The 25,498-nt window shown below is 74.7% G+C and carries 28 protein-coding genes; 12 read left to right on the top strand and 16 right to left on the bottom strand.

Features of this window, described 5'->3' with window-relative positions:
- Positions 1-5 precede the first annotated feature (5 nt).
- On the top strand, positions 6-200 hold the full coding sequence (locus GA0070609_RS30410) for a hypothetical protein (RefSeq protein ID WP_088996965.1): 195 nt from the start codon (positions 6-8) through the stop codon (positions 198-200).
- 102 nt (positions 201-302) lie between these two features.
- Here the strand turns inward: GA0070609_RS30410 and GA0070609_RS30405 are convergent, their stop codons facing one another.
- The 6 genes from GA0070609_RS30405 to GA0070609_RS30380 all read right to left on the bottom strand — a co-directional run bounded on the left by GA0070609_RS30405 (position 303) and on the right by GA0070609_RS30380 (position 6,387).
- Positions 303-2,432: a bifunctional polysaccharide deacetylase/glycosyltransferase family 2 protein gene (locus GA0070609_RS30405; protein WP_088996964.1), complete on the bottom strand. Its 2,130-nt coding sequence runs from the start codon at positions 2,430-2,432 to the stop codon at positions 303-305.
- Between the two features lie 2 nt (positions 2,433-2,434).
- The gene (locus GA0070609_RS30400) at positions 2,435-2,851 is read right to left on the bottom strand and encodes a hypothetical protein (protein WP_157748333.1); all 417 of its coding nucleotides are present in this window, start codon (positions 2,849-2,851) and stop codon (positions 2,435-2,437) included.
- Positions 2,852-2,961: 110 nt separating this feature from the next.
- Positions 2,962-4,488 carry an FtsX-like permease family protein gene (locus GA0070609_RS30395; protein ID WP_088996962.1) on the bottom strand — a complete coding sequence of 509 codons (1,527 nt, stop codon included), beginning with the start codon at positions 4,486-4,488 and terminating at the stop codon, positions 2,962-2,964.
- The gene (locus GA0070609_RS30390) at positions 4,485-5,186 is read right to left on the bottom strand and encodes an ABC transporter ATP-binding protein (protein ID WP_088996961.1); all 702 of its coding nucleotides are present in this window, start codon (positions 5,184-5,186) and stop codon (positions 4,485-4,487) included. Before GA0070609_RS30390 ends, GA0070609_RS30395 begins: the two co-directional genes overlap by 4 nt.
- Complete coding sequence (locus tag GA0070609_RS30385) at positions 5,183-5,719, bottom strand: PadR family transcriptional regulator (protein ID WP_088998058.1); 537 nt, start codon at positions 5,717-5,719, stop codon at positions 5,183-5,185. The genes GA0070609_RS30390 and GA0070609_RS30385 overlap by 4 nt, the downstream gene beginning before the upstream one ends.
- 95 nt (positions 5,720-5,814) lie before the next feature.
- Positions 5,815-6,387, bottom strand: coding sequence for a TIGR03086 family metal-binding protein (locus tag GA0070609_RS30380; RefSeq protein WP_088996960.1), 573 nt, complete (start codon positions 6,385-6,387; stop codon positions 5,815-5,817).
- A gap of 31 nt (positions 6,388-6,418) precedes the next feature.
- On the opposite strand from GA0070609_RS30380, the gene GA0070609_RS30375 reads away from it, so the two are divergent.
- Positions 6,419-7,237: a helix-turn-helix domain-containing protein gene (locus tag GA0070609_RS30375; RefSeq protein ID WP_088996959.1), complete on the top strand. Its 819-nt coding sequence runs from the start codon at positions 6,419-6,421 to the stop codon at positions 7,235-7,237.
- Positions 7,238-7,316: 79 nt separating this feature from the next.
- Here the strand turns inward: GA0070609_RS30375 and GA0070609_RS30370 are convergent, their stop codons facing one another.
- From GA0070609_RS30370 to GA0070609_RS30345, 6 genes are read right to left on the bottom strand one after another with little or no spacing between them, the layout of a single operon-like run.
- A complete protein-coding gene (locus GA0070609_RS30370; protein WP_088996958.1) occupies positions 7,317-8,855 on the bottom strand; it encodes a fused response regulator/phosphatase in 1,539 nt (512 codons plus the stop codon).
- A 2-nt stretch (positions 8,856-8,857) separates the two neighbouring features.
- Positions 8,858-10,213: an ATP-binding protein gene (locus GA0070609_RS30365; RefSeq protein ID WP_408630615.1), complete on the bottom strand. Its 1,356-nt coding sequence runs from the start codon at positions 10,211-10,213 to the stop codon at positions 8,858-8,860.
- The gene (locus tag GA0070609_RS30360; RefSeq protein WP_088998057.1) at positions 10,210-11,226 is read right to left on the bottom strand and encodes a SpoIIE family protein phosphatase; all 1,017 of its coding nucleotides are present in this window, start codon (positions 11,224-11,226) and stop codon (positions 10,210-10,212) included. The genes GA0070609_RS30365 and GA0070609_RS30360 overlap by 4 nt, the downstream gene beginning before the upstream one ends.
- Positions 11,223-11,642: an ATP-binding protein gene (locus tag GA0070609_RS30355; RefSeq protein ID WP_088996956.1), complete on the bottom strand. Its 420-nt coding sequence runs from the start codon at positions 11,640-11,642 to the stop codon at positions 11,223-11,225. The genes GA0070609_RS30360 and GA0070609_RS30355 overlap by 4 nt, the downstream gene beginning before the upstream one ends.
- Positions 11,639-12,052 carry an STAS domain-containing protein gene (locus GA0070609_RS30350; protein WP_088996955.1) on the bottom strand — a complete coding sequence of 138 codons (414 nt, stop codon included), beginning with the start codon at positions 12,050-12,052 and terminating at the stop codon, positions 11,639-11,641. The genes GA0070609_RS30355 and GA0070609_RS30350 overlap by 4 nt, the downstream gene beginning before the upstream one ends.
- A complete protein-coding gene (locus tag GA0070609_RS30345; protein ID WP_088996954.1) occupies positions 12,052-12,912 on the bottom strand; it encodes an STAS domain-containing protein in 861 nt (286 codons plus the stop codon). The genes GA0070609_RS30350 and GA0070609_RS30345 overlap by 1 nt, the downstream gene beginning before the upstream one ends.
- Positions 12,913-13,074: 162 nt before the next feature.
- Here GA0070609_RS30345 and GA0070609_RS30340 point away from each other — a divergent pair, with 162 nt between their 5' ends.
- The gene (locus GA0070609_RS30340) at positions 13,075-13,431 is read left to right on the top strand and encodes an STAS domain-containing protein (protein WP_088642031.1); all 357 of its coding nucleotides are present in this window, start codon (positions 13,075-13,077) and stop codon (positions 13,429-13,431) included.
- Between the two features lie 10 nt (positions 13,432-13,441).
- Here the strand turns inward: GA0070609_RS30340 and GA0070609_RS30335 are convergent, their stop codons facing one another.
- Positions 13,442-14,794 (bottom strand): MFS transporter, encoded by a 1,353-nt coding sequence (locus GA0070609_RS30335; RefSeq protein ID WP_088996953.1) that lies wholly within the window; start codon positions 14,792-14,794, stop codon positions 13,442-13,444.
- A 50-nt stretch (positions 14,795-14,844) separates the two neighbouring features.
- Here GA0070609_RS30335 and GA0070609_RS30330 point away from each other — a divergent pair, with 50 nt between their 5' ends.
- The 4 genes from GA0070609_RS30330 (at position 14,845) to GA0070609_RS30315 (ending at position 16,817) form a co-directional block, all read left to right on the top strand.
- On the top strand, positions 14,845-15,528 hold the full coding sequence (locus tag GA0070609_RS30330; protein ID WP_088996952.1) for a FadR/GntR family transcriptional regulator: 684 nt from the start codon (positions 14,845-14,847) through the stop codon (positions 15,526-15,528).
- Positions 15,529-15,567: 39 nt separating this feature from the next.
- Positions 15,568-16,041 (top strand): large conductance mechanosensitive channel protein MscL, encoded by a 474-nt coding sequence (mscL, locus tag GA0070609_RS30325; protein ID WP_088996951.1) that lies wholly within the window; start codon positions 15,568-15,570, stop codon positions 16,039-16,041.
- A gap of 81 nt (positions 16,042-16,122) precedes the next feature.
- A complete protein-coding gene (locus GA0070609_RS30320) occupies positions 16,123-16,371 on the top strand; it encodes a hypothetical protein (protein WP_088996950.1) in 249 nt (82 codons plus the stop codon).
- Between the two features lie 71 nt (positions 16,372-16,442).
- The gene (locus GA0070609_RS30315; RefSeq protein WP_088996949.1) at positions 16,443-16,817 is read left to right on the top strand and encodes a hypothetical protein; all 375 of its coding nucleotides are present in this window, start codon (positions 16,443-16,445) and stop codon (positions 16,815-16,817) included.
- A 74-nt stretch (positions 16,818-16,891) separates the two neighbouring features.
- Here GA0070609_RS30315 and GA0070609_RS30310 read toward each other — a convergent pair whose 3' ends face one another.
- Entirely contained in the window at positions 16,892-18,127 is a 1,236-nt protein-coding gene (locus tag GA0070609_RS30310) for a benzoate/H(+) symporter BenE family transporter (RefSeq protein WP_088996948.1), read from the bottom strand.
- A gap of 86 nt (positions 18,128-18,213) precedes the next feature.
- Between GA0070609_RS30310 and GA0070609_RS30305 the strand changes: the two genes are divergently transcribed.
- Complete coding sequence (locus tag GA0070609_RS30305) at positions 18,214-18,846, top strand: helix-turn-helix domain-containing protein (RefSeq protein ID WP_231928463.1); 633 nt, start codon at positions 18,214-18,216, stop codon at positions 18,844-18,846.
- 39 nt (positions 18,847-18,885) lie between these two features.
- On the opposite strand, the gene GA0070609_RS30300 is transcribed toward GA0070609_RS30305, so the two are convergent.
- Positions 18,886-19,911, bottom strand: a complete 1,026-nt coding sequence (locus tag GA0070609_RS30300; RefSeq protein WP_088996947.1) for a LuxR C-terminal-related transcriptional regulator — start codon at positions 19,909-19,911, stop codon at positions 18,886-18,888.
- 62 nt (positions 19,912-19,973) lie between these two features.
- On the opposite strand from GA0070609_RS30300, the gene GA0070609_RS30295 reads away from it, so the two are divergent.
- The 4 genes from GA0070609_RS30295 (at position 19,974) to GA0070609_RS30280 (ending at position 24,185) form a co-directional block, all read left to right on the top strand.
- On the top strand, positions 19,974-20,693 hold the full coding sequence (locus tag GA0070609_RS30295; protein ID WP_088996946.1) for a PP2C family protein-serine/threonine phosphatase: 720 nt from the start codon (positions 19,974-19,976) through the stop codon (positions 20,691-20,693).
- A gap of 79 nt (positions 20,694-20,772) precedes the next feature.
- Positions 20,773-21,966: a GNAT family N-acetyltransferase gene (locus GA0070609_RS30290; protein WP_088996945.1), complete on the top strand. Its 1,194-nt coding sequence runs from the start codon at positions 20,773-20,775 to the stop codon at positions 21,964-21,966.
- A 240-nt stretch (positions 21,967-22,206) separates the two neighbouring features.
- Positions 22,207-22,956: a ZIP family metal transporter gene (locus GA0070609_RS30285; protein WP_088996944.1), complete on the top strand. Its 750-nt coding sequence runs from the start codon at positions 22,207-22,209 to the stop codon at positions 22,954-22,956.
- Positions 22,957-23,018: 62 nt separating this feature from the next.
- A complete protein-coding gene (locus GA0070609_RS30280) occupies positions 23,019-24,185 on the top strand; it encodes a hypothetical protein (RefSeq protein ID WP_088996943.1) in 1,167 nt (388 codons plus the stop codon).
- A gap of 113 nt (positions 24,186-24,298) precedes the next feature.
- Here the strand turns inward: GA0070609_RS30280 and GA0070609_RS30275 are convergent, their stop codons facing one another.
- Entirely contained in the window at positions 24,299-25,381 is a 1,083-nt protein-coding gene (locus GA0070609_RS30275) for an NAD-dependent epimerase/dehydratase family protein (protein WP_088996942.1), read from the bottom strand.
- Positions 25,382-25,498: the final 117 nt, after the last annotated feature.

The following is a 25,498-nucleotide window of genomic DNA, read 5'->3' as shown; positions in this document are numbered from 1 at the left end:
CCGCGATGACCCTCGACGACGACCGGGCGGACGCGGAGCCGCCCGGTCCGGAGGCTCCGGCGGAGCAGCCGGTGTCCCGGCGCGGACCGGCCTGGCTGGTCCTCGGCGTGGTCGCCGCCGCGCTGCTGGTCTGCTGCTGCTCGGCCCTCGTCGGCCTGGCCATCTCCTGGTCCACCGGCCTCTTCGACGCCCCCACCTGACCCGCCCGGCCCACTACAACCGCGCTCGTACCGAGAAAGAGTGGCCATTCCGCGAAGAGCGGCCACTCTTTCTCGGTACGTGCGGGATGCGGGGAGGCGGGGTCAGGCGGAGCGGCCGGTGACGAGGGCGGCTGCCTCGCCGGTGCGGACCATGCGCTGCCAGCGGAGCCGGTTGCCGATCACCGCCGTGACCACCGACTGCACCACCACCAGGTACATCACCTGGCGGTAGACCAGTTGCTGCAACGGCAGGCTCCACAGCGGCCCGAGCCGCTCCCGGTCCAGCCGCAGCGCGTAGCCGGCGGTGAGCGCCTGGAGCAGCAGCAGCCCGGCCCAGGCCAGGGCGAGCGACGACCAGGGCAGGAAGAGCAGGCCGTAGAGGGCGAAGACGTCCACCGCCGGCGCGGTGAGCGGCAGCACGAGCTGGAACACGGCCAGGTACGGCAGGCCGCGCCGGCCGAGCTTGCCGCCGGCGCCCCGCTCGCGCAGCACGTGCCGGTGCTTCCACATCGCCTGCATGGTGCCGTAGCACCAGCGGTAGCGCTGCCGCCAGAGCTGACGCAGCGACGACGGCGCCTCGGTCCAGGCGATCGCCGCCTCCTCGTAGACCACCCGCCAGCCGGCCCGCAGTACCCGCATGGTGAGGTCGGTGTCCTCGGCGAGGGTGTCCGCGGGCACCCCGCCGACGGCGAGCAGCACCTGCCGGCGGAACGCGCCGATCGCGCCCGGGATGGTCGGCATGCACTCCAGCACGTCATACATCCGGCGGTCGAGGTTGAAGCCGATCACGTACTCCAGGTGCTGCCACCGGCCGAGCAGCCGGCGCCGGTTGGCGACCTTGGTGTTGCCGGAGATCGCGCCCACGGTCGGGTCGGCGAAGCCCTGCACCAGCCGGTACACGGTGTCCGGCTGGAACACCGTGTCGCCGTCCACCAGCACCAGCAGGTCGGCCCGGGCGGCCCGGATCCCGGTGTTCAGCGCCGCCGGCTTCCCGGCGTTGGCCTGCCGCAGGACCCGCACCCCGCGCAGCCGCATCCGCTCCACGATGTCCGCTGTGCCGTCGGTGGAGCCGTCGTCGACCACGATCACCTCCAGCGCCGGATAGGCGCTGGCCACCAGGGACCGGACGGTCGCCGCGATGTTGGCCGCCTCGTTGTACGCCGGCACGATCACCGAGACCGGCACGGTGACCGGCGGCCGGCGGTGCTTCGGCCGGCGGACCCGCCGCACGTGCCGCTGGGCACAGACCACCTGGACGGCCAGCCGGGCCACCCCCAGCACCAACGCGATCCCGAGCAGCACGTTCATCGCCGTGGCCAGCCCACCGGCGCCGAGCTGGGCCCAGCGCAGCGCGGTGCCGCTCCAGCGGCTGCTCGCGGCGGCCGGCAGCATCGACCCGGGCGCGTCGATGCCGGCCGAGACGGTGGTGAACCGGTAGCCCTGCCCGGTCAGCTCGGGCAGCAGCCGGTCCAGCGCGGCGACCGTCTGGGCCCGGTCGCCGCCGCCGTCGTGCATCAGCACCACCGCGCCCCGCCCCTTCGCCGGGGTGGCCGCCTCGACGATGGCCGGCACCCCAGGGCGTTGCCAGTCCTTGGTGTCCCGGTCGGCGAGCACCGCGACGTGGCCGCTGCCGGCGGCGGCGCGCAGCGCCGCGTACTCCGGCCCGGTCAACGCCTGCGGGCTGGACGAGAACGGCGGCCGGAGCAGGGTCACCTCCCGGCCGGTGGCAGCGGCGACCGCCTTGCGGGTCAGCGAGAGTTCCAGGTCCCGCCGCCACTGCGGTGCGCCGCCGAGGTCGGCGTGGGTGAAGGTGTGCGAGCCGATCTCGTGTCCCTCGTCGAGGATCCGCCGGACCAGGTCCGGGTGCTCGTTGACCCGGGCGCCGACCACGAAGAAGGTGGCGTGGGCGCGGTGCCGGCGCAGCACGTCGAGCACCTGCGGGGTCCAGCGCGGGTCCGGTCCGTCGTCGAAGGTGAGCGCGATGGTCCGGTCCGGCAGCGTGCGGTCGACCGGCTCGGGCCGGTCCAGCCGCAGCACCGGGCCTCCGGAGGTGACCTGCTTCGGCACGCCGGCCGCCGCGCCGGCGCCCGCGCCGCCGCCCGCCGGGCCGGAACCGCCGGCCAGCCCGGTCACCAGGCCGTTCAGGGTGAGCGCGGCCAGCAGCAGCACCAGCCCGAGCAGGAGCAGGATCCAGTGCGCCCGCGGGTCCCGGCGGGCGACGTGTCGCGCCACCGTTACCTCGGCTTGCCCGGCGACTTCGACGGCTTCCCGGTGTTCTCGCGCCGCTCGTCGCCCAGCCCGGGGTGGTCCGAGGCGGTGGGGTGCGCTGCGGACGGGACCGAGGTGGGCCGCACGCCGGTCGTCGGCGAGCCGGTCGGCGCCGGCGCCGAGGTGCTGGTCACCGGCGACGGGCCCGGCGTGATCAGGGAGGCCTCCCCGAGCTCGGCGCGGCCGTCGACGCCCGCCGGCGGCCGGTCGTCGGACCAGCCGGGGACCGACACCGAGGTGTCCAGGAACAGGCCGGCGAGGATCAACGCCAGGCTGGCCAGCAGCCCGACGCCCATGGCGCTGCCGGCGATGACGGTGACCCGTCGGCGTCGGCCGGTGCCGTCCACGAACACCGGCGTCGGCTCGCCCGGCTGGTTCCGCATCTGGTGCACTCTCCCGCTGCCACGCGCGCCCGATCCGATCCGGGCGCGGGCCCGAGGACCGGGCCTTCCGGTGCTGACAGCGCCCCGGCACCGTCGGGCGTTACACCGCGTCAGGTCGTCCGCAGCTCCTCCACCGCTGTGCTGGACCGCAGGAAGAGCAGACCGACACCGACGGTGACCAGCACCGCGGCCAGCGCGCCCGCGCCGAGCAGCGCCAACTGCTCCAGCGGTACGTCGGGCGTGAGTTGGCGGCGGACCGGCTCGACCAGACGTTCGTACCGCGCCCGGGTGGCCGGGTCCGCGCACAGCTCCGGCCCGGCGTCGCAGACCATCCCGCTGACCGTGCCCGTGGAGACCGGGCCGGACCAGGCTCGGCCGAGCAGCAGCCCGACGGTCATCGCGACCAGGATCGCTGGGACGGCCGGCACCAGCGCCTGCCAGGCGATGGACCGGCCGACGACGCTCCGCGGCACCCCGCCCGCCACCAGCGCCGCGTACGCCCGGCGGCGGGCGACGATGCCCTCGACCAGCGCGACCAGCAGGCCGCCGGCGGCGATCGTCACGGCCACCGCCACGGCCAGGTCGACCAGATTCATCGTGCGCAGGTAGAACGGGTTCGCGCCCTCGTCGAGGCCGACCAGCCGGTGCTCCTGGCGCTGCACCCGGTCGCTGAGCGCGAAGTAGGCCCGCTGAGCCGCGGCGCCCGCCCCGAAGACCACTGCGGCGAGCAGGGCGGCGAAGGTCCGGCTGCCGGCCCACGGGTCGGCCATCAGCCGCCGGGCCGCCAGCAGCATCGCCGGGCGGCGGGCGAGCCGGTGCAGCAGCCGCCCCGAGACGTACGAGATCCAGCCGGTGCCGAGCACCACGCCGAGCACGGCGGCGAACCCGCCCCCGAGCACGACCGTGGGCACCAGCCAGCGGGCCGCCCCGCTCCCAAGGCCGTCACCCGTGCGCAGCAGCGGCAGGGCGCCCACGCCGGCAGCCAGGCCCAGCCCGATCAGGAGACCGGGCCAGGGTCGCGGTCCACGCCGCTGGCCGGTGCGCCGGACCACCCCGAAGGGCGTGGTGGTGACCCGGCGCAGCAGCAGCGCGGTGGCCGCCGCCGCGACCAGCGGCAGCCCGAGCACCACCGCGACCAGTGCGCCGACCGGCGGCAGCACGTCGGTGGGGAGCGCGAGCAGACCCCGCTCGTCCGGGCGGTGCAGCAGCTGGCGCCCGCCGAGATGGACCGCGAGCCCGGCGAGCGTGCCGAGCAGGGCGGCCAGCCCGGTCTCGGACACGGCCACCCGGGTCACCTGGCCCGGGGTGGCGCCGGCCAGCCGGAGCGCGGCCAGCCGGCGGTCCCGGGCCGGTGCGCCCAGCCGGGCGCACTGCCCGGCCAGCGCCAGCACCGGGATGGTGAGCAGCAACAACGCGAACGCGGTGCCGCCCCGCAGCCCCGGCTCACGCAGCAGGTTGTTGCGGTACTGCTCGGCCTGCGCCCATGGGTCGCCCGGCACCTCCGGGATGGCCAGCACGGTCAGCGCGGCCAGCACGGCGAGGGTGGCCAGCGCGGCGCTGAGCCCGGTCAGCACCACCCGGGCGGTGTCGGTGCGGGTGCCGGCCAGCGCCAGCCGGAGCAGCGTCGCCGGCCTCACCGGTGACCGCCGGCCAGCGGCACGTCGAGCCCCAGCCCGGTGTGGTCCACCATGCCGTCGCGCAGGACCACCTCGCGGTCGGCGTACGCGGCGATCCGCGGTTCGTGGGTGACCAGCACCACCGCGGTGCCCTGCTGGCGGGCCAGCCGGACCAGCTGGGTGAGCACCTGTTCGCCGGCGAGCGTGTCCAGCGCGCCGGTCGGCTCGTCGGCGAAGAGCACCCGGGGCTCGGTGACCAGCGCGCGGGCGGTGGCACAGCGCTGCTGCTGGCCACCGGACATCTCGCCCGGCCGGGCGTCGGCCACCTCGGCCACCCCGAACCGGTCCAGCCAGGTGAGCGCCGCGGTCCGCGCCTCTCGCCGCCCCGTGCCGGCGAGAAGCAGCGGAAGCGCGACGTTCTCCGCCGCCGTCAGCTCGGCGACGAGCTGACCGAACTGGAACAGCACCCCGAACTCGGTGCGACGCAGCCGGGACCGGGCCGCCTCGGACCAGGTGTCGATCCGCTCGCCCCGCCAGCTCACCTCGCCCGCGTCCGGCCGCAGGATCCCGGCGAGGCAGTGCAGCAGGGTGGACTTGCCGCAGCCGCTGGGCCCGGTGACGGCGACGATCTCCCCATCGGCCACGTCGAGCGTGACGCCGCGCAGGGCGGGCGTCGGCCCGTACGCCTTGACCACTGCGCGAGCCTGAAGTTGCGTCACGAGTGCACCTCCCGGTGCCAGTCGGCGACCCGGTCGAGGGTGGTGCGCAACCACCGGAGATCGGCGTCGAGGTGAGCGATGGCGTAATCGGCCGCCACGGCGTCGTCGAGGGTGGCCGACGGCGACGTCTTGACCGCGGTCAGCTCCCGCAGTCGTTCGGTGTGCGCCCCGCGCTGGGCGACCAGGTAGGCCCGGGCCCGGTCCACGTCGGCCACCAGCAGGGCCACCACGACCTTGGCGAAGAGCGTGCTGGTGACGTACGGCATCGGTGGCTCGACCGCGCCCAGCCACCGGTCGAGCGCGGCGCGCCCCTGCTCGGTCAGCTCGTACGCGGTGCGCTCCGGGCCGCCCTGGCGCTCCTGCCCGGCCGCCGCCACCAACCCGTCACGTTGCAGCCGGCCGAGCGTCGCGTAGACCTGCCCGAAGGCCAGCGGACGGGCCCGGGGCAACCGCTCGTCGTGCGCGCGCTTGAGCTCGTAGCCGTGCTTGGTGCCGGTGGCGAGCAGCCCGAGCAGGACGTGCGGAGTGGACACGTCCGCCACTATTCACTGAGCGAATAGTCGTTGTCAACGAAGCCCGCGCGGACGGGTGCCGCGCGGGCCTCGGAGGGCGGTCAGGCCGCGGCCGGTCAGGCCGAGGCGGTCCAGGCGGGATCCCGGCCGGTCAGGCCGAGCAGCCGGTCGAGGTCGGGCAGGCCGGCGTCGGTCGGCACCGGCTCGGCGAAGACGCCCATCTGCCGGGCCTGCGGGGCCAACTGCTCCACCAGCTCGTGCAGTGCCGGCACCACCTCCGGCGCCGGTCGGTACGACTGGCCGGTGGCCACGGCGAGGTCCCAGCCGTGCACGGTGAGGTCCAGCAGCACCATGCCGCCGATCACGGCCTGCGGCATGCCCATCCCCGGCGAGACGCCCTCCAGGCTGGCCGGGTCGGACCAGGCGTCGACCAACCGCCGCGTCTCCACCTCGAACCGGTCCCGCCAGCCCTCGCTGAGATGGTCGGGCTTGTCGGCCCACTGCACGCTCCGCTTCGCGGCGAGCTCCTGGAAGTTCACCACCACCTGGTAGAGGTGGTTGAGCAGGTCGCGCACCGTGTAATCGCTGCACGGGGTGGGCACGTGTAGTTGTTCGTCGGCGACGGCGCGGACCACCGCGACGGTCCGCGGCGCTGCCGCTGCCAGCAGATCACTAGTCTGGGTAGCCATAAAGCCAGCGTATGAGGGCGGTCTTGAAGAAATGCGACAGCAGCCGCGACGGGACAGCCGGGGCATCCTGGACCCGGCCCGGCTGCTGCGGCAGGTCCGCTTCCGCCGGCACCTGCCCGCCGTGGCGCTCCGCCCGTGGGTCGAGCACTACTGGTTCGTCGACTGGGAGCTGACCGAACCCTTCGTGCAGCACGTCGTGCCGCACCCCGCGGTCAACGTGGTCTTCCAGCGGGACGGCGCCGGGCCCGAGCGGGCCGAGGTGGCCGGCGTCGGGCTGAAACTCTTCTCGATCACGCTGCGCGACACCGGGCGGGTCAGCGGCGTGCAGTTCCGGCCGGGCGGCTTCCATCCCTTCTGGCGCCGGCCGGTCGCCGAACTCACCGGCCGGCGCTGGCCGTTCGCCGACCTCGCCGACCGTTGGCCACCCGCCGCCGGCGGGCCGGCCGGGTCCGGCCGCTGCGCCGGTACGGACGCCGAGCGCCGCCGTGCCCTGGACGACCTGCTCACCGGCTGGTCGCCCGAACCGGACCCGGTCACCGAGGAGGTGATCTCGCTGGTCGAGGAGATCCGCACCGACCGGAGCCTGGTGCGGGTGGATGACTTCGCCGCCCGGCACGACGTCTCCACCCGGCGGCTGCAACGGCTCTTCCTGGACCACGTCGGGGTGAGCCCGAAGTGGGTGATCCGGCGCTACCGGCTCCAGGAGGCCATCGAGCAGGCGGCCGGCGGGCCGCTCGACTGGGCGGCCCTCGCCGCCGACCTCGGCTACAGCGACCAGGCCCACCTGGTCCGCGAGTTCACCGCCGTCACCGGCGTCTCCCCCGCGGCCTACGCCCGCTCGGTCAGCTGACCGGAGCGGCGCGGCCCCGCGACCCGGTGACCGTCCGGGCCGAGCCGCGAGCGCGGCACGGGCCGGCCGCGGGCTCGGGTCAGCGGCGGCGCAGCGCCACCACGGCGACGTCGTCCTGGATCTCCGACGGCGCCAGCTGGACCAGCAGCCGCTGGCAGAACCGGTCCAGGTCGTCCTCGACCTCGGCGGCGCAGGCGGCCAGCGCGGCCAGGCCCTCGTCGATGGTGGCGTCCCGGCGCTCGATCAGCCCGTCGGTGTAGAAGACCAGGGTCGCCCCGGCCGGCAGCACGAACTCCAGGTCGGCCGGACGTTGCGCGCGGACCCCGAGCAGCGGGGCGTGGTGCTGTACGAACTCGACCTTGCCGTCGACGACCAGCAGCGGCGGCAGGTGGCCGGCGCTGGCCAGCCGGACCCGTCCGGTGGGCGGGTGCAGCAGCAGCACGCAGATGGTGGCCAGCTCGTTCGGCAGCAGTGTCCGCATCAGCTCGTTGACCCGGTGCAGGATCTCGCCCGGCTGGTGCCCCTCCACCGCGTACGCCCGCACCGCGTGCCGCAGCTCGGCCATCACGGTCGCCGCGTGCAGCGAGTGGCCCGCCACGTCACCGATCGCCAGCAGCAGGTGCCCGTCCAGCATGACCAGCTCGTAGAAGTCGCCGCCCACCTCGGTCCGCGCGCTCGCCGGCTCGTAGCGGACGGCCAGGTCGAGCCCGTTGACCTCGGGGATCCGCTGGGGCAGCAGGCTGCGCTGGAGGGTGACAGCGATCCGGTGTTCCTCGTCGAACGAGCGCTGCGCCTCCACCGCCGCGGCGACGGACTGGGCGAGCTGCACCAGCACCGGCGTGCGGTAGGTCTGGGTGCTGGTGGGCACCACGACGTAGAGCGGCGGCCGGTCGTCGCGCAGCCGGGCGGCGGCCACCGTCACGGTGTCCCCGGCCGGCCACCCGAGCAGGTCCCAGCCCGCCGGGTCCTGCACCCGGACGGTCGACCCGGTGGGCACCCCGGTGTCGTCCACGATCCACGGGACGATCACCGCCTCGGCGTCCGGCCCGGAGGCCACCCCGGCCAGGCAGTCGCCGTCGAAGGTCTCCGCCACCACCGCGGCCGGGCTCTTGAAGATCTGCGCGGCACCGGCCGCCGCCTCTTCGAGCAGCCGGGTGAAGTTCTGTGCCGAGTGCACCGCCACGGTGGTGTCGGCCAGCCCGAGCAGCCGCTCGGCCAGGAACTCGGCCCGCTGCCGGGCCCGGTAGTAACGCAGCACCGCGTGCGCGGTGGCAACCAGTTCCTCCGGCTCGATCGGCTCCGCCAGGTACGAGTCCGCGCCGCGGGTCAGGCCCTGCGCGCGGTCCCGCACGTCCACCGCGTGCGCGGACACGTGGATCACCGCTATCGCCGGGTGCGCGGCCTTGATCCGCTCGCAGACCTCGTAGCCGCTCAGGTCGGGCAGCCGTACGTCGAGCACCACCAGGTCGATCGGCTCCGCCTCGACCCGGGCCAGCGCCTCGCCGCCGTTCTCCGCCTCCAGCACCGTGAACCCGGCCCGGCTCAGCCAGCTGACCAGCAGGTACCGCTTGGTGCGACTGTCGTCGACCACCAGTACGGTCGCCGGGCCGCCCTCCACCGTCACGCTCCGCCCACGGGCAGGGTGACGGTGAACGTACTGCCCCGGCCCGGCTCGCTGGCCAGCTCCAGGGTGCCGCCGAGCAGCGTCACGAGCCGCCGGGCGTACGGCAGACCGAGGCCGGTGCCGCCGACCCGGGTCGCGCCCGGCACCTGGTAGAACTCCTCGAAGATCCGTCCGTGCAGCTCCTCCGGGATTCCCGGCCCGGTGTCGCTGACCGACAGCAGCCAGCGGTCGCCCTCCCGCCGCGCCCGCAGCCGCACCTCACCGCGCTGGGTGAACTTGAGCCCGTTGTGCAGCAGGTTGCGCAGCACCTGGCCGAGCAGCACCTCGTCGGTGCGCAGCGTGGCCGGCGTGGGCGGCTCCTCCACCACCAGCGCGACGTCGGGCCCGGTGGCCAGGGCCCGCAACGTGCCGCGCAGCTGGCCGAAGACGGGTCGCAGGTCCACCTCGGTCCAGTCCGGCTCGATCCGGCCCGACTCCGCCTTGGCCAGGTCGAGCAGCTCGTTGACCAACGCGAGCAGGTCGGCCGCCGAGGAGCGGATCAGCCCGACCTGGCGGGCCTGTTCGGCGGTGAGCGGGTCGGACGCGGAGTCGGCCAGCAGCCGGCCCAGCCCCATGATCGCGGTGACCGGGGCGCGCAGCTCGTGGCTGACGTTGGCCAGGAACCGGCTCTTCGACTCGCTCGCCGCGCGCAGCTGGGCCGACTTCTCGTCCAGCTCGGCGTAGAGCGCCACCACGCCGCGGTTGGTCTCCTCCAGCTCCTCGGTGAGCTGGTTGTAGAGCGCCATCACACCGCGGTTGGTCTCCTGCAACTCGTCGTTCAGCACCGCCAGCTCGTCGCGCTGGCTGCGTACCTCGTCCAGCGCGGCGATCAGCTGCTGGTTCTGCGCGGCGAGTTCGTCCACGGCGCTGCCCGGAGCGCTGCGCGCGAGCTCGGCACGGATCTCGGCGAGACGCTCCGGCGTCAGCGTGGGGGCGGCGACCGGGACACGTCGGGACATCATCACGACCGTATCCCCCTTCCCGGTGACCACGCCCAACTTGTCCACCAGCCGCGCCACCGCTGCCGACTCCGGCTCGTACCGGCCGTCGGGCAGCGGGGTCACCGGGGCGAGGTCCACCCGCAGCTGACGCCTACCGACATCGGCGTCATCGGTCAGGCGGAACGTCACGTCGGCTCCGCCGGAGGTACGCAGCAGGTCCCGCGCCACCTCGCTGAGCGCGGTGGCCATCCGGACCTGGTCCTGGTGCTCCAGCCCGACGACGGCCGCCACCTCCCGGCCGCGCTGGCGCACCAGGAAGATGTCGTGCTCCACCCGCAGCGCCAACTGCAGCAGCGGGGCCGAATCACTCACGTCCATGCCCGGGCGACCAGGACGCAGGCGTCGTCGCGGCGGACGCCGGCGTCGCGTAGCAGCGTCGCGGCCATCACCAGCGGCGACCGCTCTGCCAGCCCGGGGTAATCGGCGAGCTGCCAGCGGTCGGCCACCCCGTCGCTGTGCATGACCAGCAGCGCGTCGGCATCGAAGGGGTAGTCGTACTCCCGCACCGCCGGGCGCTGGTGCCCGGCGATGCCGGGCAGCGAGACCAGACCTCGACGGCGGCCGTCCCCGCCGACCACGGCGGCGGAGATGTTGCCGAGCCCGCTGTAGTGCAGCACACCGGCCGCCGGATCCGGCTCGGCGACCGCGAGCGCGGCGCCCCGGGTGTGCGACATCGCCCCGTGCAGGTGCCGGACCACGGCGGCCGGCGGCCCGGGCGGGGCGGCGCGGAACGCGGCCAGGGCGGCGTCGGAGGCGGCGGACGCCAGCGGGCCGTGCCCCAGGCCGTCGCAGACGAGCACCTGGTGCCGGCCCTCGACCACCCGCGCGGCGAACGCGTCGCCGCTGACCGACTCGCCGGTCAACGGCCGGGTCAGGCCGCCGACCCAGGGCCGCTCGGCGTCCGACTGACCGGGCCAGAGCTGCACGGCGAGCACCGTACCCCGGCCGGGCCGGGAGTAGCCGTCGAACCAGGTCGCCTGCCGGACGATCGCCCCGAGCCCGATGCCGAGGGTGCCGGTGGTGGAGTGCCCGTCGCGGGAGGAGAGAGTCAGGTCGGCCATCCCGGGCCCCGAGTCGACGGCCACCAGTTCCACGCCGGCCTCGCCCTCGCGCCGCACCGGGCGGAGCAGCAGGTTGCCCTCCTCCGCGTGCTTGACCAGGTTGCTGGTCAGCTCGGCGGCAACGATGGCCAGGTCGGCGGTACCGGCTTCGCCCATCCCCAACTGCCGGGCCAGGCGTTCGGCGGCCCGCCGTACGGCGCTGGCCGCGCTGCTGGTCTCCACCCGGAACCAGACGCCGCGGTCCGGGACGGCGTCCTCGGTCATCGGGACCACTTGGTGACCGTCACCCGGGTGCCCGCACCCGCCGCGGTCTGGATGTCGAACTCGTCGACCAGCCGGCGCGCGCCGCTGAGCCCGAGGCCCAGCCCACCGCCGGTGGTGTAGCCGTCGGTGAGCGCCAGGTCGAGGTCGGCGATGCCCGGCCCGGAGTCGGCGAAGAGGATCCGGACGCCCCGCCGGCGGCCGTTGTCCACCACGCTCACCTCGACCGCGCCGCCACCGCCGTAGACCAGGGTGTTGCGGGCCAGCTCGCTGGCCGCGGTGACCAGCTTGGTCTGGTCGACCAGGGAGAGCTTGGCGGCCACCGCCACCGTCCGCACCAGCTGCCGGACGCGCACCACGTCCTCGTCGCTCTGGATCGCCTGCGCCTGCGGGTGGCCCAGGTCGATGCCGGTGGTCATGCCGAGGCCGTCGTCTCGGCGTCCGGTTCGTCGTCGAACTCGATCTCGGACTCGTCGGCGCGGGCGGCCGCGATCTGTTCCATGCCCCGTTCGACGTTGAGCGCCGTCCGGATGCCGTTCAGCGACAGGCCGAGTTCCACCAGCGTGATGGCCACCGCCGGCCGCATCCCGACGACCACCGTCTCGGCGTCCAGCACCTTGGAGATCGAGGCGATGGTGGAGAGCATCCGGCCGACGAACGAGTCGACGATGTCCAGCGCGGTGATGTCGATGATCACGCCGTGGCTGCCGGTGGCGACGATCCGCTCGGCCAGGTCCTCCTGGAGCTGGACCGCTGTCTGGTCGGACATGTCGACCTGGATGGAGACCAGCAGGATGTCGCCGATCTTGAGGATCGGCACCCGCTCCATCACGCCTCCCGGCGGAGCTGCCGGCGACCGGTCTCCACGCCGGTCAGCCGCAGGACGTGCCGCAGCGCGTCGGCCAGGCTGGCCTTGGTGGCGATGTCGCCGAACTCGATGCCGAGGGCCACGATGGTCTGCGCGATCTGCGGGCGGATGCCGGAGATGATGCAGTCGGCCCCCATCAGTCGGGCGGCCACCACGGTCTTCAGGATGTGCTGGGCGACCTGGGTGTCCACCGCCGGGACGCCGGTGATGTCGATGATCGCGTACGGCGAGCCGGTGTCGACCAGGGTCTGCAGCAGCCGCTCCATCACCACCTGGGCCCGGGCCGAGTCGAGCGTGCCGACCAGCGGCACGGCGACCACGCCCTCCCAGAGCTTCACCACCGGGGTGGAGAGCTCCAGCAGCTGCTCCGCCTGGTCGGCGATGAGGCTCTCCCGGGTGCGGACGAAGCTCTCGAAGGTGAACAGGCCCATCTGGTCGACCAGGCCGGAGAAGGCGACGTAGTCGCGCAGGCTCGCCGCCCCGCCGTTCTCCTCCATCAGTTCCAGCAGCACGTCCTTGACCGCGAACACGCTGATCGCGGTCTCGGTGGCGGAGAAGCCCTGCCGGGCCCGGCCCCGGGACAGCTCGGCCAGCACGGCGCGCAGCTCGGCGGCACGCTCCGCCTCGAGGTCGAGGACCCCGTGACCACTCACGGTGACCATGCTCTGGTGCAGCTCCTGCACCTGCCGGCGCAGCTCGGCCTGGCTGAGCCGGCCGCGCAACGAACCGGCGACGATCTCGGTCCAGCGCTGTGTGACCCGCTCGGCGTGCTCGGTCAGCAGATCGGCCAGTCGACCGCTCTCCTCGGCGCTCAGCGCCATGGCAACCCCCCTCGACCTGGACCCGGCGGACTCTATCACCGCAACACCGTCAGCTACTTGCCGCATGGCAACGGTATGACCGGTGGCACCGGATCCCGGCTCCCGTTCTGCTACTCCTTGCCCGGTGGGATAACGTTCCACCGATAACAGGAGGTCTGGCGTATGTCCTTGACGGTGCACACGGAACAGCGCGGCGACGTGGTCGTCGTGTCGGTCGCGGGCGAGCTGGACATGGCGACCGCTCCGCAGCTGCAGGACCAGATCACCGATCTGCTCGACAAGGGCCGCAGCCGGCTGGTGTTCGACCTGGCGGAGGTCTCCTTCTGCGACTCCACCGGGCTGTCGGTCTTCGTCCGGGCCAAGAACAGCTGCGACGAGGCCGGCGGCGTGGTGCGGCTGGCCGCCCCGCAGCGCGGGGTGCTGCGCATCCTGGAGGTCAGCGGCCTGGTCGAGGTGCTGCACACCTACCCCACGGTCGAGCAGGCCGTCGCCGGCGACCCGACCCCGGCCTCCTCCTGAGCGTTCCGGCTCACGTCTCGTCCTCGATGTGTCGGGGACGGGCGATCACCATGCCCGCGCCGGTCTGCACCGCGAGCGCGACCAGCAGGAACCCGATCGGCGCGGTCCACCCGCCGGTCGCCTCGTAGAGGATGCCCACCAGCAGCGGGCCCAGGGCCGCGACGAGGTAGCCGACGCTCTGACTGAACGCGGAGAGCGCCACCGTCCCCTCGGTGGTCCGGGCGCGCAGCCCGATGGTCGCCAGGATCATCGGGAAGGCGCTCTGCCCGATCGCGAGCAGCACCACCCAGAGCAGCGCCCCGTCGTGCGGCGCGACGGCCATCCCGACGTAGGCGAGAGCCATCGCGGCGGAGAGCATCAGCACCAGCGGGTGCAGCGTGCGCAGCCGGCCGGCCAGGGTCGGCATGAGCAGCGCGATCGGCACGCCCAACGCCGTCACCCCGGCGAGCAGCAGGCCGGCGTCCTGCGGGCGGTAGCCGGCGTCGCGGAAGAGCTGGGCCAGCCAGCCCATGATCGCGTACGCGCCCAGCGACTGCGTCCCGAAGTAGACCGCCATCGCCCAGCCGAGCCGGGTCCGTCCCGGCCGGATCCGGCTCGACCGGGGCGCCACCGCCGCCGGGGTCGCCGCCCGCCGGGCGGCCCGCGCCCGCAGCGCCAGCGGCACCCACGGGAGCAGGGCCGCCAGGGCCAGTCCGGCCCAGACGGCGAGCCCGGCCCGCCAGGTGCCGAACACGTGCGCCACCGGCACCGCCGCCGCGGCGGCCACCGCCGCCCCCACCGTCAACGTCATCGAGTACGCCCCGGTGACCAGCCCGATGCGGTGCGGGAAGTACTGCTTGACCAGGAGCGGGAGCAGGACGTTCGCCACCGCGATCCCGGCCAGCGCGAGGGCACTGCCGGCGATGAAGACCAGCGCGGAGTCCGTGCCGACGCGGACCAGCTGACCGGCGGCGAGGATGGTCATCGCCACCACCAGCACCCGGGCCGGGGAGTGCCGACGGACCAGCCGAGGGGTGAGCGCCCCGAAGACGGCGAAGGCCACCGCGGGCAGGGTGGTCACCAGCCCAGCCAGCGCACCGGAGAGGGCCAGGCCGTCGCGCACCTCGTCAAGCAGGGCGCCGAGGCTGGTGATGGCGGCCCGCAGGTTGAGCGCGACGAGCAGCATGCCGACGAGCACGAGCAGGCCACCGGCGACCGGGCCGACCGACGCGGGGGTGGCGCCGGACGGTCCGGCGGCGGGAGCCGTCTCATCCGCCGCCGCGCCGACCGGGGTGGGCAGGTCGTCCGGCCCGGCGATCGTCTCCCGACCGGAACGCGGCGAGGCTCCGGCGTCGACGGCGGCGGTGGTGGTTGGCGGGGTCATGCGTCCGAACCTACAATCATGGGATGAATTCCGGGCAGGAGTTGTAACCAGTGCCACCGCCGGTTGATTCCGTCACCGTGCCGCCCCGCGGGCACCGGGTCCGGCAGACCATCGAGCAGCTCAGGGAGCGGATCCTCGGCGGCGAGTGGCCGGTGGGCGGCCGGATTCCCACCGAGCCGCAGCTGGTCGCGGCGCTCGGGGTGGGGCGCAACACCGTCCGCGAGGCGGTCCGTGCCCTGGTGCACGCCGGGGTGCTGGAGTGCCGGCAGGGCTCCGGGACGTACGTGGTGTCCACCGACGAGCTGGCCCCGGTGGTGGCCCGCCGGCTCACCGACGACCGGATGGCCGAGGTGGTCGAGGTGCGCCGCGCCTTCGAGGTGGAGGCGGCCCGGCTCGCCGCGCTGCGGCGTACGCCCGAGGATCTGGCCGCGCTCGACGCCGCGCTCGCCGTCCGCGAGGCGGCCTGGCGCGGCGGCCGGGTCGACGAGTTCGTGGAGGCCGACGCCGCGCTGCACACCGCGGTGGTCGCCGCCGCGCACAACGGCATGCTCGCCGAGCTGTACGCCTCGGTCGGCGCCGCGCTGCGCAGCACCGTCGCCCAGGCGATGGGCGGCGCCCTGGCGCCGGAGCGCTACGTCGACCACTCCCGCTTGGTGGAGGCGATCCGGGCCGGCGACCCGGCGCGGGCCGCCATCGAGGCCGGCGCTTTTCTGGAGCCCGGGCCCGGGGCATAGGTTGTCCCGGACGGAAGACCGGACACCTCGGGAGTACGGATGCTCAAGGGCTTCAAAGACTTCATCATGCGCGGAAACGTCGTCGACCTGGCGGTCGGCGTCGTCATCGGCGCCGCGTTCACGGGCGTGGTCACCCAGCTCACCAAGTCGTTCCTGGAACCGCTGATCCGGGTCTTCGTGCTGCTGATCACCGGCAGCGACAAGGGCCTGGCCGGGACCGCCCCGAAGTTCCGGGGCATCGCCTTCGACTGGATCGCGTTCGTCAACGCGGTGATCACCTTCCTGCTCACCGCGGCGGCGCTGTACTTCCTGGTGGTCTACCCGATGAACAGGCTGGCCGAGCGGCGCAAGCGGGGCGAGGAGCCGCCGCCCGCCGCGCCCAGCGAGGAGGTCAAGCTGCTCACCGAGATCCGCGACGCCCTGGTCGCCGCCGGGCACACCACCCCGGGTCAGCAGCGGGGCGCGCTCGACGACGTGCTCGGCCGGCGGCCGGAACCGCCCACCGCACGCTGAATCCGGCATCCGCACATCGGCCCCCATGGGAATCCCGTGGGGGTCGCACATTCTCGTACGTGTGTTCGATAGAGTCCCGCCATGGAGCAGCGAAAGCACTGGTGGAACGGGAAATGGGGGCGACTGGCCCGGCGGGACGTCTTCCTCCGGGTGGACGCCGACCGCTGGTACGTCGAGCAGCGCGCCGGTGGCGCCGAGGGGGTCTCCCAGTTCTACGAGTACGCCAGTGCCGACGAGGCCGAGGAGACGGTCCGGGCGCTGCTCGACGGGACGGACGCCTGGCGGGAACTCTCCCCCCGGCCGCCCGGCGGCTGGTCGACGGGGGCCTGACCGGGGCGGCGGCTGGCGGGGCGTGACCGGGGCGGCGTTTAGCGGCGCGCCGGCCCGGGAACCGCGCCACAATGAACCAGCAGGGCACCGGGCAGCAGCCGACCATCTCCAGGGTCACCACCGGAATGCGGGTGATCGACGCCGCCGGCACCGAGGTCGGCACCGTGGACCTGGTCCAGCGGGGTGACCCGAACGCGGTGACCGTGCAGGCGCCGACCGCCGACCCGGGCAGCAGCCTGGACGAGCTGATCGAGTCGACAGCGGTCGAGGAGCCGGACGTACCGGCCGACCTGGCGGCCCGGCTGCTGCACAGCGGCTACCTGAAGGTCTCCACCGACCTGGTTCGCACCGGCGCGGTCTACGTGCTGGCCGACCAGATCGCCGCGATCGCGGACGACCGCGTCCGCCTCACCGTCCCCGCCACCGACCTACCCCCGGAGGAGTGACCGCCGGCTCACCAGCCCTCGAAGATCGTCTGCTGCTGGGCAGGGCCGGAAGGGGTGCTGGCACCTGCTGAGCATCAGACGATCTCGGTTGCCGGCGCGGCCGGCGTCGGGGCCGGGGGCTGCGGGGTGGGGGGTTCGGTGGGGGTTGGGGGTGGGGTGCGGCGGCGGTGGAAGAGGAGGAGCATCAGGCCGCCGGCGACCAGGCCCCAGAACGCGCCGCCCACGCCGAGCAGCGTCACCCCGGAGGCGGTGACCACGAAGGTGACCACCGCGGCCTCGCGCGCCGCCGGCTCGGCGAGCGCCGAGGTGAGCGCGGTGGCCAGCGCGCCGAGCAGCGCCAACCCGGCGACCGCCTCGATCAGCACCGGCGGGGAGAGCGCGACCAGCGCGGTGGCCGCCCCGGCACCCAGGCCGAGCAGGGCCAGCCCGGCCCCGGCGGTCACCGAGGCGATCCAGCGGCGGTCCGGATCCGGGTGGGCGTCCGGCCCGGCGGCCAGCGCGGCGGTGATCGCGGCCAGGTTGACCGCGTGCCCGCCGACGGGCGCGGCGGCGGCGCTGGCCAGCCCGGTGACCCGCAACGCCGAGCCGAGCGGCGGCCGGTAACCGTAGCCGACCAGCACCGCCGTCCCGGGCACGTTCTGCGCGGCCATGGTGACCAGGAACAGCGGCAGCGCCAGCCCGACCAGCGCGGCGACGTCCCAGGCCGGGGCGGTCAACTCGACCACCGGCCGCAGCCCGACGTCGCCGAGGCCGGCGGCCGGCGTGGTCAGCGCGATCGCCACCACCGCCACCACCAGCGCCCCGGGCACCGCCCAGCGCCGCGCGAAGCGGTGCAGCAGCAGCCAGGCCGCCACCACCGGCACGGCCAGCCGGGGTACCTCGACCAGCGCGCGGACCGGCGCGGTGCAGAGCGGCAGCAGCACGCCGGCCAGCATCGCCCCGGCCACCGGTTGCGGGATCGCCGCGACGGCCCGGCCGAGCACCGGGAACAGCCCGGCGGCCACGATCAGCCCGCCGCAGACCAGGAACGCCCCGACCGCGACCGGCCAGCCCCCGGGCATCGGGCCGGTGGCCACCAGCAGCGCCGCACCCGGGGTGGACCAGGCGATGCTCATTGGCAGCCGGTGCCGCAGCCCGAGCCAGGCGGCGCAGAGGCCGGACGCGAGGCAGAGCGCGAGCAGCCCCGAGGCGGCCTGCGCGTCGGTGGCGCCGACCGCCCGCAGGCCGGCCAGCACCACGGTGAACGAACTGGCGAAGCCGACCAGCGCGGTCACCACCCCGGCCAGCACCGGTTGGGTCAGCCCGGCCATCCCCGCCTCCCACCCCGGCGCTCCGCCGGCTGCCCGTACGTCATCGTTCCGTAAACGGAACACCAGTCGTGTAGCACCATAGCGGGGTGCCGCAGCCCTCTCCAACCCGCCGAACGACCCCCGACCCCGGCGCCGACCCGGGTGCCGGCTCGGGTGCTGGCCCTGGTGCTGGTGCCGGTGCCGACCAGGGCGCCGACTCGGGTGCCGCCGAGGTCGGCCGGCGGGTCCGGGCGCTCCGCGAGGAACGCGGGATCTCGCTCTCCGCGCTGGCCCGGCTGGCCGGGGTGGGCAAGGCGACCCTCTCCGGGCTGGAGAACGGCACCCGCAACCCGACCCTGGAGACGCTATACGCGGTGACCGCGCAGCTCGGCGTACCGCTGACCGCTGTGCTCTCCGGGCCGGCCGCGACGCCGACCGTACGCGGGGCGGCGGTCAGCGCCACCCTGCTGGAGGTCTTCGACGACGCCGACGCCACCTACGAGCTGTACCGGATGCGGGTCGCGCCGGGCCCGGGCCAGCTCTCCCCCGCGCACCAGCCCGGCGTCACCGAGCACGTCACCGTCTTCGCCGGCGTCCTGCGCGCCGGTCCGGTGGACGCGCCGCTCACCGCGGCGGCCGGTGGGCACCTGCGCTGGACGTCGGACGTGCCGCACCTGTACGCCGCCGTCGGCGACGAGGAGGTGGCGGCCAGTCTGCTGCTCCGCTACCCGCGTCGCTGACCCCGGCACACCCGCCCCCGCCACACCGTGCGGGCGCGGTCAGCCGTCGACCGGGGCGGGCAGCCGGTGCCGCACCGCCCAGATCGCCGCCTCGGTACGCGACGCGGCCCCGGTCTTGCGCAGCAGGTTGGACACGTGCACGGTGACCGTCCGCACCGAGATGCCGAGCTCCCGGGCCACCTGCTTGTTGGACATCCCGGCGACCAGGCAGCCGAGCACCTCCAACTCCCGGGAGGTCAGCTCCACCTCGCCGCCGGCCAAGGGCTCCGCCGGGGCCCGGGAGGCCGGCGCCACCGGTGACCGCAGCAGCGCCGCCGGCTCCTGGCCCGCGTGTGCGGCGAGCAGCTCGGTCAGCGCGTACGGGTTGCCGCCGGTGCGGGCGCAGACCGAGCGCACCAGCGCGGCGGGTGGGCGCGTCCCGTCGTACACCTGGGTCAGCACCTCGGCGACCTCGGCCGGGCGCAGCGGGCCGAGGCGCTGGCGCACCGCGCCCGGCACCCCGCAGAGCCGGGCCAGCGCGCGGGCCGCGAGGTCCGGCGCGACCGCGTCCGCGGCGGGCCGGGTGGCCACCAGCAGCAGCGCCGGCAGTTCGGCGGCGGCGGCCAGCTCGCCGAGCAGGTTCAGGCTGGCCGGGTCGAGCGCGTGCAGGTCCTCCACCACCAGCACGGCCGGGCCGGCGCCGACCAGCAGCCGGACGGTCCGCACGGCGAGTCGGAGCAGGGCGCCCGGGGCGTACCGCTCGCGCGGCGCGGTGGGCTGCTGGGCCAGCCAGGCGAGCGCGTCCGGGGGCAGGTCGAGCGCGCTGGTGTCCCGCCCGCTGAGCACGGCGGCCAGCCAGTCGTACGGCGCCGGGTCGTGCACCCGGGCCGCGCCGGAGAGCAGCACCGCCGGTCGCGGGCTGAAGCTGTCCACGGCGGCCGCGACCAGCAGGCTCTTGCCCACCCCGGCGTCGCCGCTGATCACCGCCACGGTCGGGGCGGTACGCCGACCGGTGACCACGGTGGACCAGGCCCGGTCGAGCTCGGCCAGCTCACCGGCGCGCCCGACCATGGACACCGGCATCATTCCCCAACCCTACGCAGTAGTGCGTAGAGACGGCGGCAGGGTGTTCTTGGCAAGCTTGTCCCATGACGCTGATCCTCCGCTCGGCCATCCGCAACGACATCGGGCTGGTCCGGACCAACAACGAGGACTCCGCCCTCGCCGGTGACCGCCTGGTCGCGGTGGCGGACGGCATGGGCGGCCTGCCGGCGGGCGAGGTGGCGAGCGAGATCGTCATCCGGATCCTGGACGAGCTGACCCCACCGTCGACCCCCGACGAGGCCGCGGACGCGCTACGCGCCGTGGTGAGCACCGCCAACCAGCGCATCCACGCCGCCATCACCGTCGACCCCGCCCGCGAGGGAATGGGTACGACGCTGACCGCCGCCCTGCTCGCCGGGGACGCGCTGGTGCTCGCCCAGGTCGGCGACTCCCGCTGCTACCTGCTGCGCGACGGGGAGCTGAGCCAGCTCACCCGGGACGACACCTTCGTGCAGGCGCTGGTCGACCAGGGCGCGCTCTCACCCGAGCAGGCCCGGCACCACCCGCAGCGGTCGCTGGTGACCCGGGCCGTGCAGGGCGCCGACACCCCACCCGCGATCGGGGTGATCACCGTGGTGGCCGGCGACCGTCTGCTGCTGTGCAGCGACGGCCTCTCCGACTACGTGGCCGATCCGGAGATCGCCGCCGCGCTCACCCTGTACGCCGACCGACAGCAGTGCGGCGAGCAGCTGGTCAAGCTCGCCCACCAGGCCGGCGCACCGGACAACGTCACGGTGGTGGTCTCCGACGTCACCACCGCCTGATCCCGGCGCTGGCGGCAGCCGTCGACCGGCTGGCCGGATTCCGGTTGCGCCGGCGGGCCGGCCGGGTTGGGATGATCGGATGACGGTCCGCCGGGTGACTTCCGAGGAACGACTGACCACCAGCTTCCTGCTCGGCGCGTACGCCTTCGAGGCGTCGCCGCGCAGCGCGGCCCGGGCCGAGGAGTTCCGCCGCTACCTGCCCTACAACGAGGGCAACCGGACGCTGGTCGTGGAGGAGGACGGCACCACGCTGGCCGCCGCCTCGGCCATCCCGATGCGGCAGAACCTGCGCGGCGCGGTGCTGCCGATGGCCGGCGTCGCCGGGGTGGCCAGCCACCCGCTGGCCCGCCGCAAGGGGCACGTGCGGACCCTGCTGAACCAACTCCTCGACGAGATGCGCGACGAGGGGCACCAGCTCACCGCGCTCTACCCGTTCCGGCCCTCGTTCTACGCCCGGTTCGGCTACGTCGGGCTGCCGATGCCGCGCGCCGCCACCTTCGCCCCGGCGGATCTCGGCGAGCTGATCGCCGCCGACCTGCCCGGCGAGGTGGGCTGGGAGCGGATCGGCGACGGCTACCCGACCTGGCGCGAGTTCACCGAGCGGTGCCTGCGCGAGCGGCACGGCTTCGCGATCTTCCCCGACTACCGGGACGTCGGGCTGCGCGACCGCGACGAGCACTGGCTGCTCACCGCCCGCAGCGGCGGAACGGTCACCGGCGCGGTGACCTACCGGATCGACGACCACGGCGGCACCCTGGCCGCCGGCGATCTGCTCGCCACCGACCCGTACGCCCGGGCGCTGCTGTTGCAGTTCTTCGCCCGGCACGTCGACCAGGTGGCGAAGGTGACCGTCCAGCTCCCCGCCGACGAGCTGCCCGAGCTGTGGCTGACCGACCTGGCCGTGCACGTCGAGGCGCGGGTGGCCCGGCCGGATTCGGCCGCCCCGATGGCTCGGCTGCTGTCGGTGGACGCGCTGGCCGGGCTGCCCGCCGGGCCGGGCCGGGTCCGCGTCGAGCTGACCGGCGACCGCTGGCTGGCCGGGACGTACCTGCTGGACGGCACCACCGGCTCGCTGGAGCTGGTCGCCGGGCCGGCCACCGGCACCCCGCCCAAGGCCACGCTGACCGCCGCCGGGCTCTCCGCCCTCGCGTACGGGGTGCTCGACCCGGCCGAGGTGCACCTGCGCGGGCTGGGCGACGTGCCGGCGGACGCCGCGACCGAGCTGCGCCGGCTCTTCCCGCGCCGGCTGCCGTACCTCTTCGCCGGCTTCTGACCGCGCCGCCATCCGACGCGGGTCCGCGGACGGCGATCTCGCTCCTCGCGGGCCGGGAAGGCGCTGGCCACTTCCGGTCCGACCGCGCCGCCGCCGGCGCGACCCGCGGACCGCGCCCGGGCCGTGCCGGCCGACCGCGGCGAGCAGTTCCGCCCGCAGCGCGCATGGGGTGGTTCGCCACTTCCGGGAATCAGCGCGCTCCTGGCCTGCGCACCACCCGATCCGGGTAGCGTCCGGCGCGTGCCGGAATCGTTGCAGGCGGGTGGGTGGGGGCTGCTGGCCGGCTCCGCCCTGCTGATCGGGGCGGCGGCCGGCTGGTACGCCCGGGTGCCGCAGCGGGTCATCGCCTCGATCATGGCGTTCGGCGCCGGCACGCTGCTCTCGGCCGTCTCGTTCGAGCTGATCGTCAAGGCGTACGAGCATGGCGGGGTGCTGCCGACGACGCTCGGCGCGGCGGCCGGGGCGGTGGTCTTCACACTGGCCAATGTGGTGCTGGCGCGGCGTGGCGGCCAGCACCGCAAGCGCTCCGGCCGGCGGCAGCCCACCGAGGCACAACGACCCGGCTCGGGCAACGCGATAGCGGTCGGCGCGTTGCTGGACGGCATCCCGGAGTCGGTGGTGATCGGGGCCAGCCTGCTCGGCGGCAAGACGGTCAGTCTGGTCACGGTGGGCGCGGTCTTCCTCAGCAACGTGCCGGAGGCGCTGTCCAGCGCGGCCGGCATGCGGCACGCCGGCCGGAGCCGGCGCTGGGTCTTCACGCTCTGGACGCTGATCGCGCTGGCCACCGGGGTGTCCGCGGTCGCCGGCCACATCCTGCTCGGCAACGCCTCACCGGCGGCGCTGGCGGCGATCACCGCGCTGGCGGCGGGCGGCATCCTCGCCATGATCATCGACACCATGGTGCCGGAGGCGTTCGAGAACGCGCACCTGCTCGCCGGCCTGATCACGGTCGCCGGGTTTCTGATCGCCTTCGCCGTCGCCCATCCTTAGCTCCGGGTTAAACCGTTGCGCCGGACCGGTGCGGACGGCCGGTGTGCTCCTAGCATCACGGGGTGCGCCCGAAGTCGCTCCTCGTCCTGCTCGCGCTGACCGTCGCCGCGGCGGGCCTGCCAGCCTGCGGATCGTCCGACGCGCCCCGGGTCGAGCCAGCGGCGTCGGCCGGCGCGTCCAGCCCCGGCCCGGACGCCGCCCCGGCCGCCCGGGCGGGTCTCGGCGGCCCGGGCGCGACCGTCAGCCCGAAGCCCTCGACCGGTGCCGTGTTCAAGGCCGGCAACCCGAAGGGCCGGGCCGGCGTGCCGGCCGAGGCGCGGGCGGTGGACACCTCGAAGCCGACCCGCCGGATCGGCACCGGCACGGCGGCGAGCTGCACCTCCGAGGCGGTGGTCAAGGCGGTGGCGGCCGGCGGGATCATCACCTTCGACTGCGGGCCCGACCCGGTGACCATCGCGATGAAGGCCACCGCCAAGGTGCGCAACGCCAACGGGCCGAAGGTGGTGCTGGACGGCGGCGGCAAGGTCACGCTCAGCGGGCAGGGGCGCCGGCGGATCCTCTACATGAACACCTGCGACAGCGCGCAGGGCTGGACCACCTCGCACTGCCAGAACCAGGACCACCCGCAGCTCACCGTGCAGAACCTGACCTTCGCCGACGGCAACTCCACCGGGGACCGGGCCGAGGGCGGCGGCGGTGGGGCGATCTTCGTCCGGGGCGGCCGGTTCAAGGTGGTCAACTCGCGCTTCGTCCGCAACCGCTGCGACCGTACCGGCCCGGACCTGGGCGGCGCCGCCGTCCGGGTGCTCAGCCAGCACGAGAACAAGCCGGTGTACGTGGTGCAGAGCACCTTCGACGGCGGCTCCTGCTCCAACGGCGGGGCGCTGAGCAGCATCGGCGTCTCCTGGGTGGTGCTGAACAGCGTGTTCACCCGCAACCAGGCGATCGGCAACGGCGCCAACCCGGCGCGGGCCGGCACCCCCGGCGGCGGCAGCGGCGGCGCGATCTACTGCGACGGCGACGAGTTCACCGTCCGGATCGCTGGCACCATCATCGAGGGCAACCGGGCGAAGGAGGGCGGCGGGGCGATCTTCTTCGTCAGCAACAACCGCACCGGCACCCTGAAGATCGAAAGCTCTACCCTCCGCCGCAACCCCAGCGACGGCTTCGAAACCCCCGGCTACCCCGGCATCTTCTTCCTGGGCGCCCGCCCACCCACCCTCACCTAACCCCGACCCCGCGCCTGGTTGCCCCGTCGCGGCCCCCGTTGATCATGAAATTGGTGCCACGACACACCGACACGAGTGCCACCAACTTCATGATCAACGGCGTGGATCGAGGGTCAGTAGGGGTTCTTGTGGCCGGCGGGGCGGGCGCGGAGGAGGGCGGCGGGGCGGCCGGGGAGGTTGCGGGCGGCGGACATCGGCGGGCTGGGGGTGTGGGCGCGGGTCGCCATGCCGGCGAAGAGTTCCTTCAGGGCGGCGAGCGCGTCCGTGCGGGGCTCCCAGCCCAGCTCCCGCTCGGCCCGCTCACTGGACATCAGCGGCGCGTTCAACGCCAGCTCCACCCAGCCGGCGTCGATCGGTTGCAGCCGCGCCCGCCAGGTCAGCGCGGCGGCGACGCGCAGCACCGGGGCGGCCACCGGCACCGTCCAGCCGTGGAAGTGCCGGGCCACCAGCTCCGGGGTCAACACCGGGTCCGCGGCCAGGTTGAAGGGCCCGCGCGCATCACCCAGCACTGCTCGGGCGTACGCGTCGGCGACATCGTCGGTGTGCACCGCCTGCATCCGCAGCCGGCGGTGCGTCGGCACCAGCGGGATCCGGCCGTACTTCAGCAGCCGGACCGGCGCGAACGGGCCGAGGAAATAGCGGCTGATCTCGGTGGCGGCCTCCCGCTGGAAGTTCAACCCGGGTCGCATTCGCACCACCCGCACCGCCGGGTGCTCCCGCTCCAACTGGTCGAGCAACGCCTCGACCTCGGCCTTGTGCCGGCTGTACGACGACCCGGGCACCCCGGTCGCCGGCCAGCGCTCGCTGACCGGGTGGTCCTTCGGGCCGGGCGCGTAGACGCCGACCGACGAGGCGTACACCAGGGCCGGGACCCTGGCCCGGGCCACCGCATCGAGCACCGCCCGGCTGCCCTCGACGTTGGTCCGGCGCAGCACCCGCTGGTCGTGGCTGGGCTGGATCTGCCAGGCCAGGTGCACGACCGCGTCCGCCCCGGTGAACACCTCGGCGAGCTGGCCGGCGGCGCCCGGCTGGCCGATGTCGCAGGAGTGCCACCCCACCTGGTCGTACGGCTCACCGGCGTCCGGCCCGGGCAGCCGGCGGACCACCCCGGCCAGTTCCACGCCGCGCTCCCGGCGCAGCCGCCGCAACAGGGCGGTGCCGGCGTTGCCGGTCGCCCCCACCACCACGATCCGCATGCCCGACCCGTACCCGGTCAGCCGCCCATCAACCGCCCGTCTTCGCCGCCGGCTCGGCCTGCGTCCGCCCGCTCTCCCGGACGTCCGGACCGGGGGCCACGCGCCGCGACGGATTCG

It is taken from the genome of Micromonospora echinaurantiaca, from assembly GCF_900090235.1.
Taxonomy (GTDB): domain Bacteria; phylum Actinomycetota; class Actinomycetes; order Mycobacteriales; family Micromonosporaceae; genus Micromonospora; species Micromonospora echinaurantiaca.
Note: the sequence above shows the minus strand (reverse complement) of the source record. Positions and strands in the feature narration are given on the sequence as shown.

What these genes read in the sequence shown, in the direction of transcription:
- GA0070609_RS30410 (WP_088996965.1), top strand. Translation starts at nt 6, where the DNA reads ATGACCCTCGACGACGACCGGGCGGACGCGGAGCCGCCCGGTCCGGAG.
- GA0070609_RS30400 (WP_157748333.1), bottom strand. Translation starts at nt 2,851, where the DNA reads ATGCGGAACCAGCCGGGCGAGCCGACGCCGGTGTTCGTGGACGGCACC.
- GA0070609_RS30380 (WP_088996960.1), bottom strand. Translation starts at nt 6,387, where the DNA reads ATGGCTACCCAGACTAGTGATCTGCTGGCAGCGGCAGCGCCGCGGACC.
- GA0070609_RS30375 (WP_088996959.1), top strand. Translation starts at nt 6,419, where the DNA reads ATGCGACAGCAGCCGCGACGGGACAGCCGGGGCATCCTGGACCCGGCC.
- GA0070609_RS30360 (WP_088998057.1), bottom strand. Translation starts at nt 11,226, where the DNA reads ATGACCGAGGACGCCGTCCCGGACCGCGGCGTCTGGTTCCGGGTGGAG.
- GA0070609_RS30355 (WP_088996956.1), bottom strand. Translation starts at nt 11,642, where the DNA reads ATGACCACCGGCATCGACCTGGGCCACCCGCAGGCGCAGGCGATCCAG.
- GA0070609_RS30350 (WP_088996955.1), bottom strand. Translation starts at nt 12,052, where the DNA reads ATGGAGCGGGTGCCGATCCTCAAGATCGGCGACATCCTGCTGGTCTCC.
- GA0070609_RS30345 (WP_088996954.1), bottom strand. Translation starts at nt 12,912, where the DNA reads ATGGCGCTGAGCGCCGAGGAGAGCGGTCGACTGGCCGATCTGCTGACC.
- GA0070609_RS30340 (WP_088642031.1), top strand. Translation starts at nt 13,075, where the DNA reads ATGTCCTTGACGGTGCACACGGAACAGCGCGGCGACGTGGTCGTCGTG.
- GA0070609_RS30335 (WP_088996953.1), bottom strand. Translation starts at nt 14,794, where the DNA reads ATGACCCCGCCAACCACCACCGCCGCCGTCGACGCCGGAGCCTCGCCG.
- mscL (WP_088996951.1), top strand. Translation starts at nt 15,568, where the DNA reads ATGCTCAAGGGCTTCAAAGACTTCATCATGCGCGGAAACGTCGTCGAC.
- GA0070609_RS30320 (WP_088996950.1), top strand. Translation starts at nt 16,123, where the DNA reads ATGGAGCAGCGAAAGCACTGGTGGAACGGGAAATGGGGGCGACTGGCC.
- GA0070609_RS30315 (WP_088996949.1), top strand. Translation starts at nt 16,443, where the DNA reads ATGAACCAGCAGGGCACCGGGCAGCAGCCGACCATCTCCAGGGTCACC.
- GA0070609_RS30310 (WP_088996948.1), bottom strand. Translation starts at nt 18,127, where the DNA reads ATGGCCGGGCTGACCCAACCGGTGCTGGCCGGGGTGGTGACCGCGCTG.
- GA0070609_RS30300 (WP_088996947.1), bottom strand. Translation starts at nt 19,911, where the DNA reads ATGATGCCGGTGTCCATGGTCGGGCGCGCCGGTGAGCTGGCCGAGCTC.
- GA0070609_RS30295 (WP_088996946.1), top strand. Translation starts at nt 19,974, where the DNA reads ATGACGCTGATCCTCCGCTCGGCCATCCGCAACGACATCGGGCTGGTC.
- GA0070609_RS30290 (WP_088996945.1), top strand. Translation starts at nt 20,773, where the DNA reads ATGACGGTCCGCCGGGTGACTTCCGAGGAACGACTGACCACCAGCTTC.
- GA0070609_RS30275 (WP_088996942.1), bottom strand. Translation starts at nt 25,381, where the DNA reads ATGCGGATCGTGGTGGTGGGGGCGACCGGCAACGCCGGCACCGCCCTG.